The 14,839-nt window shown below is 42.2% G+C and carries 7 protein-coding genes; all 7 read right to left on the reverse strand.

Annotated features, from left to right (window positions below; all coding sequences use genetic code 11):
* Positions 1 to 2: 2 nt before the first annotated feature.
* Positions 3 to 2,279 carry a glycoside hydrolase family 3 N-terminal domain-containing protein gene (locus AC1DYB_RS17795; RefSeq protein WP_477436931.1) on the reverse strand — a complete coding sequence of 759 codons (2,277 nt, stop codon included), beginning with the start codon at positions 2,277 to 2,279 and terminating at the stop codon, positions 3 to 5.
* A gap of 81 nt (positions 2,280 to 2,360) precedes the next feature.
* A complete protein-coding gene (locus tag AC1DYB_RS17800) occupies positions 2,361 to 5,321 on the reverse strand; it encodes a discoidin domain-containing protein (RefSeq protein WP_477436932.1) in 2,961 nt (986 codons plus the stop codon).
* A 109-nt stretch (positions 5,322 to 5,430) separates the two neighbouring features.
* Complete coding sequence (locus tag AC1DYB_RS17805) at positions 5,431 to 6,660, reverse strand: DUF4998 domain-containing protein (RefSeq protein ID WP_477436933.1); 1,230 nt, start codon at positions 6,658 to 6,660, stop codon at positions 5,431 to 5,433.
* Between the two features lie 19 nt (positions 6,661 to 6,679).
* A complete protein-coding gene (locus AC1DYB_RS17810; protein ID WP_477436934.1) occupies positions 6,680 to 7,915 on the reverse strand; it encodes a DUF4959 domain-containing protein in 1,236 nt (411 codons plus the stop codon).
* A gap of 47 nt (positions 7,916 to 7,962) precedes the next feature.
* On the reverse strand, positions 7,963 to 9,879 hold the full coding sequence (locus AC1DYB_RS17815) for a RagB/SusD family nutrient uptake outer membrane protein (RefSeq protein ID WP_477436935.1): 1,917 nt from the start codon (positions 9,877 to 9,879) through the stop codon (positions 7,963 to 7,965).
* Positions 9,880 to 9,892: 13 nt separating this feature from the next.
* Positions 9,893 to 13,393: a TonB-dependent receptor gene (locus AC1DYB_RS17820; RefSeq protein WP_477436936.1), complete on the reverse strand. Its 3,501-nt coding sequence runs from the start codon at positions 13,391 to 13,393 to the stop codon at positions 9,893 to 9,895.
* A 162-nt stretch (positions 13,394 to 13,555) separates the two neighbouring features.
* On the reverse strand, positions 13,556 to 14,749 hold the full coding sequence (locus tag AC1DYB_RS17825; protein WP_477436937.1) for a FecR family protein: 1,194 nt from the start codon (positions 14,747 to 14,749) through the stop codon (positions 13,556 to 13,558).
* Positions 14,750 to 14,839: the final 90 nt, after the last annotated feature.

The raw sequence follows: 14,839 nt of genomic DNA on the forward strand, positions 1-14,839 counted from the left end.
GATTATTTTACAGTAATGGTTTTATGAAAGTATATATTATCTGCCGCACTACCCACCTGGATATCAAATTCGCCAGGCTCAACCACGTACTGCATTTTATCGTTATATAAGCCTAATTCTGAAACAGGAACTTCAAGCGTTATTTTTGTCCGCTTGCCGGCTTTGATGAGCTCTTTTTTGAATGCCTTAAGTTGTTGCACTGGCGTAGCAACAGAACTCACCTTATCCCTTACATAAAGCTGCACAACTTCTTTACCATCCCGAATCCCCGTATTTTCAACTTCCACATCAACTTTAATTGTACCTGTCGAGCTAAAAACAGAGTCTTTTAAGGTACAACTCTGGTATTTGAATGTAGTATAGCTTAAACCATAGCCGAAATCCCAAAGCGGATCAGGTTTATCAAAAATATAATGCCCTTTCGGCTCTTCAGGGCTACCGGGACGATCAAAAGGTTCATTCCGGTCTGTTATGAAGTGATTATAATAACTGGGGCTGTTGCCTGTACTACGGGGAAACGAAACATTTAACCGGCCCGAAGGATTTATTGAACCTGTCAGAATATCTGCCAGTGTTCTGCCTTGTTTTTCGCCACCATACCATTGAACAAGCACCGCATCGGCATTATCTTTTACCCAGGGCATGGCCAGTGGCTTGCCCGCAATAAATACCACAACCATAGGTTTACCAGTGGCCTTAATTGCTTTTAACAAGTCTTCCTGGGCACCCGGTAGTTCAAGAGAGGAAAGATCGAACCCTTCCCCTGCTGTGGAATTTTGGGGGCTGCGCCCCAGAAATGTACTGCGTGTACCAATGGCAACAATAACCAGGTCACTTGCCTCGGCTGCTTTAACAGCCTCAGGAATACCTGCCTTGTTTTGGCTCCACCAATCACAGCCTTCCGCATGGCGTAATATAATTTTATCACCTACAACCTCTTTAAGGCCCTGCAATAAGCTAACCCCTTCTTTAGTGTCCCGGTTTGTCCATGCGTAATCTCCAAATACAGTTTGATCACTATTGGGACCAATAACTGCAATCGATTGTATTTTTGATAAATTTAAAGGAAGAATATTGTTGTTATTTTTAAGTAAAACGGCGCTTTCGTCGGCCACTTCTTTACTTAGCGCTATATGATCTGCATTGCGAACTACTTTAGCCACTTTAGCCGGATCGCCATATGGGTTATCAAACAGGCCAAGTGTAAATTTCGCGGTTAACACCCGGCGTACGGCCTGGTCAATAAATTTCAGATCAAGCTTACCGTTCCCAACCATTTTTTCCAGTGTTCCGTAGGCACCGTCAACATCGAGGTCAACCCCGGCTATTAAAGACATCCTGGCGGCGTCTTCCTGTGTATCTACCGCATGGTGAAAGGTTTGCAAGCGGTCAACTGAACCCCAGTCTGAATATACATAGCCTTTAAAGCCCAGTTCGCCGCGTAAAATATCAGTCATGTAGTAATGTGAACCGGATAGCGCGACTCCATCATATGAACTGTAGCACGACATTATGGACCAGGGATTGGTTTCGGCAATTACCCTTTTAAAAGGGTACATATACAAGCTCCTCAATTCGCGTTCGCCGCCGCTCACATTGGCGCAGTTCAGTCCGCCCGAGGGAGAGCCATGAGCCATAAAGTGTTTGGGGGTACAAGTGATATTATACTTTTGATAACCATTTACAAAAGCCACACCCATTTGGGCTATCAGGTAAGGATCCTCTCCAAAAGTCTCCTCTACCCTGCCCCAGCGGAGCTCACGGGCAATATCAAGTACAGGAGATAGAATTTGATGTATACCTATCACTTTTGCTTCCTCGCCCGCGGCAGCTGTCATCCTGCCAATCAACGCTGGATTAAACGTGCTGCCCTGTGCCAAAGCCTGCGGAAACAAAGTGCAATTGTTTTGCAATATCCCTTCAATGCCCTCTGCAGCAGTGAGGATAGGGATACCCAACCGTGTTTTTGTAAGCATATAAGCTTGCAGTTTCTGATACATCTCTGCACAATCCGTGGCGTTCATGCTCATTTCATGAGTACACCCATAACTTTCACCTTTAAAAATATTGTCAATCTCATCAGATTTACCCGAAGCCCTGTTTTGCAACTGCGCTATCTTCTCCTTTAAGGTCATCCTTTTGAACAAATCTTCAACACGATCTTTAATGGCCGCTTTTTTTTCCTTGTATAAGGGCTTGTCGGGATCTTTGTTCACAGCACCAAAAGATGCTGTTGTTATCAAAACAATGGATGTAAAACCCAAAAAAAACTTCTTCATAGTATCTATATTATAAATCAACATTTAAAAAGATATACGATAAGGTTAATTGCCCCACCGTATATCAATTAGTTAAAATGCTTAGCGGTTTATATTGTTATTATAAGGATCGGCGGTAAGCTTAATACTATCATCGCCCAAAACATCGGCATCAAATTCAATTTTCACAGTTTTGGTTTCGCCCGGCATCAGGCTGAAATAGTTATCGTTCGCAATAGCCGGTAATATCTGCTCCCCGTTTGACGCCCTTAGGGCTTGCACCCTAATTCCAAATGCTACTGCCTTTGATGTTGCCGGATTGGTAACCTGGCCCGTGATGAAGTATTTGCCATCGGCCTTAACCGTTTTATAGGTAACCTTTAAATCCACTTTAGGTAGCGTGTTTAAAGCGGTATAATCCTTGCGCTTGTTCCCTCTCCAGTAAAAGTTATCTGATACCAGTTTGCCTGCTTTGTCCGTTAATTTTAGCTTGATAAAATGTACACCCGATAACCCATCGCTGGCTACATCGCCCTGGTAAACTTCAAAATTGTAAAGCGAATACCCCCAGTAAGTAGCCCTTTCTACCCCCTGCATTCTTACATACCTCGCGGTTACCTCCGGGAACATGATCTTTTGCTCCCCCTGGCGTCCATCATCCGTGCTGTATACATCATGCCAGTGGTTACCATCAGTAGATACCTGGATTTTGAATGCTTTGGCATAAGCATCTTCCCAGGTAAGACCAACACCGTTAACTACTTCATCTTTACCCAAATCGATAGTAATCCACTCGCCATCCCTGTATTCGCTGGCCCAGCGGGTGCTGATGTTGCCATCATTAACCGCTCCGGCATCACCATTGGTTGATGATGAAGCATACACTTTTTTGCCTTTAGCCAGATCGGCTTTATAGGGATTAAATTTGATATCAAAAACTTCTCCGGCACTATTAGCGGGTGCATCTGCTGTTTTTGAAATGCTATATTGTTTAACCACTTGTCCATCCAGGTTGTATACATCGGCTGTGGCGGTTAAACCTTCCACATCGACACGGGTAGTATTGATGATCTTGATGGCGTTGGTTACCGGGTTCCACTGGATGTGCAATGGCTCACAGGCCTTTTTGGCTCCCCAGAAAGCACCGGTAAGGTCATAGTAATAATCATAAGTTTGCCATACCATTGATGGATATGCCGATTGACTCATCCAGGTCATCAACCCCGAAGCATCCTCGCCCATAGCATCCTGCCAGCCCTCAAACATGGCTTTATTGGTTTCGATGTTTACAAACTGAGCCTTGCGGCAATAATCTTCAATACCCTTTGGCGCACCATAGCTGTTTACGCTTTCATCATACTGATCCGGACCGGCATTAAAAGCAAGTGGGCCAAAAAAGTGCTGGTTCCACATTTCATTACGTGGCCACCATTTATCCTTAGGCATAAATTTTTTAAAGCTGTCAAAGTTGGTAAAAACGGCAGTGCCCAGTTCGGTACGTAAGCCCCAGCCTTTATTGCCACCGAGGCCCGTTGGGGAAGCGGTGAAATAATACCGTGGATCTTTACTTGCCCAGGGACCGCTGCCTGTCAGGTTTTCGGCGTGCGAGTTGGGCTGGTAGTAGCGGTCGCCGCCATCAAAAGTGGCCAGATCTTCCTTGAGCCAGTTACTTAGCGGAGCTTCGGGCCAGCCTTCATTTTCTGCACACCATACCGCAATGGCCGGATGATTGCGGAAACGTTTTATTTTCTCAATGGCATTGGCATTAAACACATTGATGTCGGCCGGCAGGTTTGGATTGGCGTTCAGCCAAAAATCATCCCATACCATGATGCCGTATTTATCGCAGGCATCGTAAAACTCTTCGTCTGTAACAGAACCTATCCAGTTACGGATCATGTTAAAATTCATTTCTTTGTGCAACCTCACACGGGTATCATACGCCGCGCCACGGCAGCGCAGCATATATTCTGACATGCCCCAGTCGCCGCCTTTAATAAATACTTTAACACCATTAATGGCCAGGTGCAACACGTGACCCAGTGTATCATAACTATATCTTTTTATCCCGAATTTGATGTTCTGCAGATCAGAAACCTCATCGCCGACTGATACGCTCAGTTTGCAATTGTATAGATTGGGCTCACCATAGCCGTTTGGCCACCACAGTTTAGGACTGTTGATCATCAGTTGCTCAAAATCGCGTTTGTTCAACTTAACATCTGTGGTTCCGTGGGCATCAATATATACTTTTTTTGAAAATTCAATATTGCCGGGCGTAATCACACCTTTGATGATTGCAGCCTGTGAGGTAGCCGCATTGTTGTTAACCTCTAAAGCGATTGACAAGTCGGCCCGGGCATTGGTTGGTAGTTTGGCCTGGATCCATGGGTCTTTGATTGTTATGTCACCTGTATTGCTCAGGTAAACATTGTCAGTGATCCCCGAATTTAGTCCAGGGACGTAAGGCATCCAATCCCAGCCCGCGCTTGAAACATAGTTGGGACTACCCACGTTTGCCAATGGTTGTTTTGGCAGATATACCAATACAGCCAGCACATTTTTTTCATTGCCTTTTACCAACCTACTGATGTTATATTGTCCGCGTTGCATAAAACCGTCAAGGCTGCCAAGCAGTGTTCCGTTCAGGTAGATATCCGCCTTGCGGTTTACGCCTTTAAAATTTAGCCAGATATTTTTTTTAGAATAAGTGACTGGTATTTTAAATTCGGTACGATACCAAAAGTTGCGGTCGTATTTAGCTTTATCAACTTTGTAAATATTATCGCCAAAATTGGGGTCTTTCTCTAACCCGGCAGCAACATATGAAGCAAAAGTTGTCCCCGGCACTATGGCCGGAACCCAGTTATCGGTAGTATAACCAACTGATTTTATTTTGTCTTCATCACCCGCAGCATCGGCCTGGGGTTTTACTTTCCATAACCGGTCTTTTGAACTATTAAGATAAACAATATTGGATTGGGCAATTAGTTTTTGGCAACTCCCTATAACCATCAATATGATGGCTACGAGTTTTGAATAATACTGGTAAGATTTAATCATAGTTAGGGTTTGTTTCATAAGAAACTTGAAACTGATATTCATTATATAACCCTTCAATACTGTTACATACTGAAGGATTATGAATACAAATAGATATTAAGCTGATATATTATAAAATGCGCAAGGCTACTCCGGTAAACTGCATATAAGTATATGAGCCGGTTGTTATAACCCAGCCTATGCAAATGGTAGTTTTTTGCGTAATTGTAAATGAAAGCGTGTGTTTGCCGCCTAAGTTGTTTTGATTTCCGTTAAATATGGCAAGCACGTTGGCGTTACCTTTTAATTTATCAATATCAGGCAATGTTGATCCCAAAGCAACCATTTCGTTCGCGTCTATAGTACCGCCATAGCCCGCAGTTGAAAAATCAAGTTCATAACTTCCCGGCAGTATGGTGAAACTTTGATAAACTTTGCCGTTAACAACAGGATCGCCACTATAATCTTTAGCTTCAACGTGTACAACGCCGCCATAGTCGCTGGACCATCCACCACCGTTACCGTTGTTGGTTTGATTTACAACGTTAGGCGTCCACTGCCAGTCTTTGGGTGTTCCCCATTTGTTACGACCGTTATCGCCCCTAATAAAAGGATAACCCGGATTTTTAATGTAAGCGCTTGATACATCCCCGTAAAGTCTTACAAATGGATAAGTACCGGCATTGGCTACCGTAAATGTATCTATTGCGCCTTTAAGCGGAAAGTAACTTGACTGGTACGTAATATCGGTTCCAAACTTAAAATCGTTCAGTGTTATGGTATTGCTATCCGGCTTTAATATCACCGTGTTAGTCTTCCCGGCATTGCTAATATATTTGATAACTGTTTTCAAATTGATAGAATCCGGTGCATTGAATTTTAGCTTAACAGAGCCAGCTAAAGGATTTACAAGAAAAGGGGTATCAGCATTATATCCCCTGTTAAAAATCCCGCTGAGATAAATTGGCCCATAAACCCTTACACCGTTTATACTGGTAGATATGGAAACATGGCCTTCGCTATCTATAGAATACACGTTGAAATTATAAGTACCCTCCTTTAAATTAGAAACCAGTGTTTTAACGGTATCTAAAGGATCATGGCTTGTTGCCGAAACTGTAAGTGAATCCTGCTTATTGTTCCAATAAACTACATATTTGGCAATTTTAGGATCGGGACTTGGATTCCATAACAGCATGGTGCGTAAATTTCCGGCCCGGTAATTTGTATTGGCAATTACCCCGGGATAATGGATTTCACCATCTTTTATAAGGGCTTTATAATTCTCATTCTTTTTTGAGCACCCCGATATGATCACCGGTAAAAGCAACCATATTATATTTTTAAAACTGATCTTCATGTCTATTCTGGTTTAAAAATTACTGTGGAATTCCATAAAAAGATAATTCCTGCATATAGGTATATTCAAGGCCAAACCAGGTTTCGTCTACAACCACCCGGATGTATTTCACACTTGGGGCGCTGAAAGGCACATCAAAACTTACACCCTTGTCAATAAATGCCTGGTCTGCATCGTTAGTTTGGCCCTGTGGAAGACCTGATGGCGGATCCGGGAAGCGATAAGTGCCTAAAACAGTCCAATCGCCTATTACCGCGCCGGGTTTATTGCCTTTAACTGTTTCTGCATCCTGGGGATTATCCTTATTTGAGCCCCAAATGGTGAAAACTTTAGCGTTTGCGTAACCGTAACCTCTTGTCCACATTACAAAGTGGCTCAGTTTATAGGTTCGCCCTACCCCAAAAGTGCCTTGCGACCTTTTGTAAGTGGCGCCTACGGTAGTTTGCCACGGTGAAGAACCCGGACCTTCTTTTATTAAGCCATCCCATAAATATGGAAGTATACCGCCGTAGCCAATGTAACCATCACTAAACATGGGGTAGGTAAAAAACTTCTTTTTATCAAGCAACTCTTCATATAATGGCGTAAGGGTAACTATTGAAGTATCAGAAACATTGCCGAACTGATCTGTTACGTACACGCCAAATTTTGTTGGATTTGTAGAATATCCCCTTACCGCATAGTTAATAGTATCCGAAAATGTAAAGTGCTGATCGCTGATCACAAATTTGTTATCCACCGGATCTATAGTCACCAGGTTAATCCCTACTGATCTTTTGTCGCGATTAAAGGCCTGAATATTGATACCTCCAAAATCTGCTGCAAGCTTCAATGATTTACGGATAGACTGATAATATGGCGTATCTGGATGAACGGTGACAGTAACAGGATCTGATTGTATATTGGCCCGGGTTACCGCATGCAATGTAACCGTATATTCCTTACTGAATTGAAAACCGTCAACCCTGATCGTATCCAGGAAAAAACTTGATTTGGTTTGCCTGGACACCTTACCGTTAATCTTATAATCGGCAACTACATATAACAGGTTATCATTAGCCGGCAAAGCATAAGTTAAAACCGCTCCGCCTTTAAAATTCTTCACCTTAACATTGGTAACAATGCCGGGCTTTGTCTTATCTGTTGTTCCGGGAACTTTATAGTTATCGCTCTTTTTACACGAAACCAAACATGTTGCCGAAAGCATAAGCACACAACAAAAAATGTATATATGCTTTATATTAATATCGCTCATGATTTTCTTTTTAATGATTTATACTATTTGAAAACATACACCCGGCTCTACCAGAAAGGATTTTGCACCAGGTTATCATTTACCACAAGAGCAGTACTTGAAATTGGCCACAGGTAATCCCTGGTATTAAAAACAGGTATTTCCACATTGCGGGCACGATAATAATTGATCGCCTGGTCTTCCTGTATGCTCCAGCCTCTTAATGGTGCGCTCAAAACAGATTGAAGCTCTTTCCACCGGCGTAAGTCCCAGCCGCTCTGTCCTTCAAAACAAAGCTCTATTCTCCTTTCCTGGTGAATAATTGCCCTTAAGCCTTCTTTAGATGCAGGTTTTGAGGGAGTTTTAGAATAATTTGCCCATGAGCTAACTACGCCATCTAAGCCCGCCCGTGCACGTACCTGATCAACATATGATATGGCTTCTGATGTAGGTCCGTTTACTTCATTCAATGCTTCTGCATATAACAGGTACAAGCCTCCCATACGCATTACCGGCATTGAATAGGTTACCCAGTTAAAACCATCATCATACACCGTAAGATAATTGGCGAGTTTTTTGGGCCAATAGCCTGTAATATTGGTTTTTTGCGGATTCTTCGGCCCTGCAACAGCGGTTATCCCCCTTGCTGGTACAAAACGAGCTTGTTTAGCATCTAAAACACCATCGCCAAACCAAATACCGCCATCAAAGCCAATACTGCCATAAAATCTTGGCTCTCGATCAAAATGGGCCTTTATAGTTTGATATCCCTGTTTTATATAAAAGAAATTGGCCGCATCGCCTGTTCTTAACTGGTTACGGTTGGCATAATCCCATGTTTTATCTTCATCAATGGGTACTCCCTTATTGGTGTAAAAGAGTTCGGTTGTAGAAATTGGCACAGCAAAATAAGCCGGATTTTGCCCTTCGTTTTGATTAGCCTTTTGCGTTAACCTCGGGATACAATATTCCTGTCCATGCCAGTCGTTACTTAGGGCATAAATTAGTTCGGGGTTGGTATCCCATTTTTCTGTCAGAGCATTCTGGAAAGTCAATACCCTCTTTAAAGAATCCGGGAGATTGGTAACTCCACCAGCAGGTATAAAATTGGTATTCAAATGCAGGCCGGCTGCCTGGCAATCGGCTATAGCTGTTTTACAGGCATCAAGTGCCTTTTGCCATTTGGTGGCATCATAAGCAGCCGGGAACAATGCTTTGCCGCTTTTATCCTTAAAGTTAGCATAGTCGGGATTGCCATTAAAAAGTGGACTGGCAGCAGTCATCAATACTTCGGCTTTAATAGCTTCAGCCGCCGGTTTGGTTATCCTTCCAAGTTCTTTCGCCGGGTTTTCAATCGTCAAAGGGAGATCGGGAATGGCCTGGTCAAATAGTGCAATTATATAATTCACTACCTCATCAACAGATTGACGCTTGTACTTAACCTGGGCAGTTGACGCTTCAACAGGTAAATTCACATCAATAAGCGGGATGGGGCCATACAACCTGAAAAGGCTATAATTGTAATAAGCTTTGAGGAATTTTGTTTCCGCAATCCACCTTTTCTTTTCTGCCGCAGTAAGGTCCAAAGGTTTATCAATGTTCTCCAGCATGGTGTTACATTTCCTGATAGCCTGGAACAGTGCCGTACCATTGCCAGAGCCATCCCAGAAATTCAACCCGGGATTACCAACGTTTTGGGTACCGGTTATTAAGGTATAACCAGTGATATCAATTGGGTTGCTTGGCAGGTTGAGCGGAAAAATAATTTCGGAAGATGTGGTATTACCAGGGCTTCTATTCAAATCATTCAATTGCTGTTGCAATGCCGAATAACAGGTAAAAAGATAATTTTCGGCCTCATTTCTGCTTCTGAAAGCGTAATCAATTGTACCCACATTCGGCGGCACCACATCAAGGTATTTTTTACAGGAAGTGCCTGATAACATCAATACTAAAAGGCAGAAATATTTATAATTAAATTTCATAATCATGTTCATTTTATAAATTAACATTTACACCAATATTGTATACTTTTTGTATCGGATAGTTAAAACCGTTACCACCAAGTTCGGGGTCCCATAGTTTAAATGAGCTCCATGTAATGAGGTTTAAACCGTTGAAGTAAACTCTTAAACTTTTTATACCCAATGCTTTTGATACTGATGCAGGTAAAGAGAAGCCCACTTCTGCCGATTTAAGCCGCATAAAAGACCCATCACGCAGCCACCACGTACTGGCCTGCAGGTTATTTTCAATATCGCTCCTGGTTGTTCCTAACCTTGGGTATGTTGCATACAGGTTCTGGTTACCTTCGGACCAATGATCATCCGCAAATTGTTTTACCAATTGCGTATTACCATACACATAGGGTTCCTGGCTTGGTACAAACGGGCTAACCTGGTTGGGGTCTATAAAAAATGATACCCTTGCCTGTCCCTGGAAAAAAGCGGATAGGTCAAAGTTTTTATATTGTACAGATAGTCCGTAACCATATACAATTTCTGGAACCTGCGGATAACCAAGGAAGGTTTGATCGCGGTTGTCAATAATACCATCGCCGTTAAGATCATGATACTTAATATCACCGCCTCTTGGCGCTTTGCCGCCGGCTGAAAATATTTGCGTAGGCGAACTTTGCGCTTCAGCATCATCCACAAACAATCTATCGGCAATAAGCCCGTACCCTTCTCGGATAGGTTGCCCTACAAAATGCCTGTATGCTTCAGGATAGTTTGGCTCTTCGTAATAAGTATACTTGTCTGTCGCAAGCGTTAAATTGCCCCGACCGGATATCGTCCATGATTTATTGATATTTTGCTTATAATCCATGGAAAGGTCAATACCTTTTGAATTGGCTTTACCTAAATTGGCATATATAGGCGCTTCCAAACCAGAAGTTGTAGGGATATAAGATCGCTGCTGCAGTATGTTATACCTGTTGTAGTTATAAAACTCGGCCGTAATATTTAAATTTTTAAACATGGTTAACTCTAGGGCAATGTTGGCCTGTTTGGATGTTTCCCATGTTACATTAGGATCGGGGTAGTTGTTGATACTTACGCCGCCGTGAGCATAGGCCGCGTTTGTTCCAAAAACCGCATACCCGCCGGCATCAAGGTTTACGTCCGAAGCATAGAAGAAACGACGATCACTAATGGCATCATTACCTACCAGGCCATAGCTTGCCCGTATTTTCATCCTGTCAAAAAAGTTCCTGAATGGCTCAAAGAATTTTTCTTCGGATACCAGCCAGCCCGCTCCAATGGTTGGGAAAAAACCATACCTGTGTTCGGCAGAAAACCGCTCCGAACCGTTGTAACCAAAGTTAAACTCAAGAAAATATTTGCTCAGGTAATTATAACCCGCCCTACCTGCAAGCCCAAGATTACGATGAGGGAGCGCATTAATAAGACTGCCCGCATTGGAGTATACGGTTTGTTGTCGTGTCCAAACCAAGGTTGCCGAAATATTGTGGCTATCCAGTTGCTTGCTATAATCCAAATTTCCCTGCAAATACACCTGGTTGCTTATTACCGGCGTTCCGCCATAATATTGGAGGTATTCAAGAGCATCACCGGGTTTGGGGTTAAGCCAATTTAAAGTATAGGTATCATGGCTTTTATCGTAACTGGCTATGTTATAGTAAAATGGCTTGTACAGATAACTGGCATCAAAGTATGAATACCGGTTGGTACTGAATATACCATGAAAGTTTAACCCACTGGTAATAAAGTTCAGATTTTGGTTTAATTCTATTTGCGCCAATACCCTTGATTCCGAGGATGTTTTATGTCCCCTCAGCAGTTCGGCATAGGGGTTGGTAGCCGGTACGCCAATGTCAGTTGGTTTACCAAATAAAATGTGCTGAGTTCCCCTGTTAGCCGAATCCGCGGGATAGTAAGCGGCAAAATCAACCGGGCTTACATGCAACGCCAGCTTGTAAACATCCGAACTGAATGAACCACTGGTAGTTTGAGGACCTGAGTATTCACTGAAAGTTCCGGAAAAGCGAAGAATGGCTTCCGTTGTTTTAGTAAGATTGAGGTTTACATTTGAACGTAGCTGGTAATTTTGAAACTTAACATTGTTATCATTATTATTTGCCAAATCCTGCTTTAAATTCCCATGATCAAGATTGTATGATCCTCCAACATAATAGCGGGCAAACGGGGTGCCTCCGCTTACACTCAAATTTCCTCTTTGCGTTGATGTGCGGGGTTTTACTAATAAGTCTAACCAATCAACCGCAGGATAAACGTATTGGTTATAACCAGGGGTTTTGTTGATGGTATTTTGCGTATTGATGATCTTATCCTGGTTAAAACGTACAGGCAATAAAGGATCTCTGGATAGCGTGGCCTCATTATACAAATTCATGTAAGTAATCGGGTCAGCAATCTGCAGTGATTGGGTATTTTGAGATATGGAATTTTCTACACGGAAGCTAATGAGCGGCGCCCCTATTTTACCTTGCTTAGTACTAACCAATATAACACCATTCGCTCCCCTGGCACCATATAATGCTGTAGCACTTGCATCTTTCAATATAGAGAAGCTTGCTATATCATCAACCTGCAAACGTGCAAGGTCATTGGTAGTAAGCTCGATATTATCGATCAGGATAAGCGGATCAACCTTGTAGCCGAAAGTAGTAACACCTCGGATAAAGAAGGTAGAATTATCCTGCCCCGGCTGGCCATTCCCCTGGAATGCGATAATACCTGCGGCCTGCCCGGCCAACGCATTAGTTAAATTGCTCGCCGGTATCTTTAGTTCGCCCGGCTTTACAGATGTAACAGAGCCTACTATGGCTTCTTTTCTCTCTTTTTTACCGTAAGCGGTAATCACTACTTCCTCGGCTTGTTTTACATCTTCAACTAAAACAATATTAAACAGCTTATTATCGGGACTGATAGTGAAAGTTTGTGAAACAAAGCCTACAAATGATACCCTGATAGTGGCACCATTCTTTACATCTAAAATGAACTTACCATTATTATCAGTAACCGTACCAACTTTAAGATTGTCTACCACGGAAATACTCACCCCGGGCAAGGTTGCCCCTTTATTATCCCTTACTGTTCCGGTAATGGTAATATCTGCCATTATGGAAGTTATAGGGTCATTGGTGTTATTTACCGATGCATTTTTAATAATTACCGATTTACCTTCAATGGTATAGGTAAGTTGTTGGTTGGTTAAGCAAATTTTAAGTGCATCTTCAAGTGATGTGTTTTGAAAATCCACATCTAACTTATGTGCATTTTTAATGCTTTTTGGCGACCAGAAAATATTGTATCCTGTTTGTTTGTTAATTTCTGTGAACACCTTTTTTAAAGAGACATCATTTTCCTTATAAGTGATTTTTTGAGAAAAAACCGCCGCGCTTGCTTGCATAAAGGCAAGAAAGAGGATAAATGTGGTAATCTTCATGATGAACAGAAATTTCTTGGCGTAGCCCGAAGGCATACAAATGTTTGTAGTAAAATTTTTATACATTTGTTAAGGCTGTTTTAAGTAAGAAATGTTATGACAATTGCATTCCGGTTTAAACAAAGCCATTGAGCAGGGGCATCGCGAGTGCTCCTGTTCTGCTTTATAAACCTTTTTTTGATCTTAGATTAAGGGGGAATATTTGTATTTCTCATATTTAAATTGGGTTTAATTGGTTGGTTTATTATTCTTAATTGAGGGGGACGGTCTTGACTTGCTTATCTTAATAGTTGAGCCTTCAATGGTAAAATGAGCATCACCTGTTTGTTCCATTATTTTAAGAAGCGTTGAAATATTGGCAAAACGGGTGGTTACCGCGCCAAAGGTTTCGTTCTTCAAACTTTCGTCCTGGTAAACAACTGTTACATCATACCATCTGGCAATACTTTTCATCACATTTTCCAGTCGTTCGTCGTCAAAGTTGAAATAGCCATTCTTCCAGGCGATAACTTCTTCTGTATTTACTTTAGAGATTTTGAAGTCGTTGGTCAGTGTAGCCTGCTGACCGGGAACAAGCAGGGTGCTTTTACTGCCAGCAGTTACACGAACCTTACCCTGTAATAGGCTGGTTTTGGTGCTTGCCTCATCGGCATAGGCGTTGATATTAAAATGTGTGCCCAAATCCTCTACTTCCTGCATTTCAGTTTGTACTTTAAAAGGAGATTTTTGATCATGAACAACTTCAAAATACGCCTCCCCTTTTAATTCAACCCGGCGCTCCTTTGCCGCAGCAAAGCTTAACGGAAATTTAATTGAGGAAAATGCGTTGAGCCATACTTTTGATCCATCGGGCAAAATCACCTGGTATTGTCCACCTTTCGGAGTTTCAATGGTGTTATAGGCTATCGGGGCAGTATTTGTCTGATCAGAATCTACCTTAGATTTTACGGGCTCTTTAATCGTATAAATAAGCTGGCCATTTGCCGCCTGTGTTACCCTGATACCGCTTTGACTGGCAATTTTTCCATTACCGGCATCGTTTAACGATATTTTTGAACCATCGGCTAAGGTTAATATCGCTTTATTGCCGCCGGGAGAAACATCATTTACTTTCGATAAAGCGTAATTGTCACTTCTTCCTTTTCCAGAAAACCGTGAGATTAAAACTCCCGTCGCGCCGAGCAATATCAAAATAGCCGCTGCTGCCAGCCAGGTTCTGTTTCTTTTATTTCTGCCGGCCGGCTTAATTTGACTATTAAGACGTGCGCGCATAAAATCGCCCACACTATCTTCGCTTTCGGGGAATTCCGCATCCTGATATGCCTTTTGGCGATACCAATTTAACAATTCTTCTTTCTCAGCTTCTGAGACAGTATTATCCCTGAATTTCTTGATTAAGCTGTAAATATGTTCCTGGTCCAATTGGTTATTGTGTTAGTATATACATGTACCATAAGGCATGGGGTTACCCTATATGGTTCAATAAAAAAAAAATAAAAAAAATTATGAGGC

It is taken from the genome of Mucilaginibacter sp. P2_A4 (genome assembly GCF_056405015.1).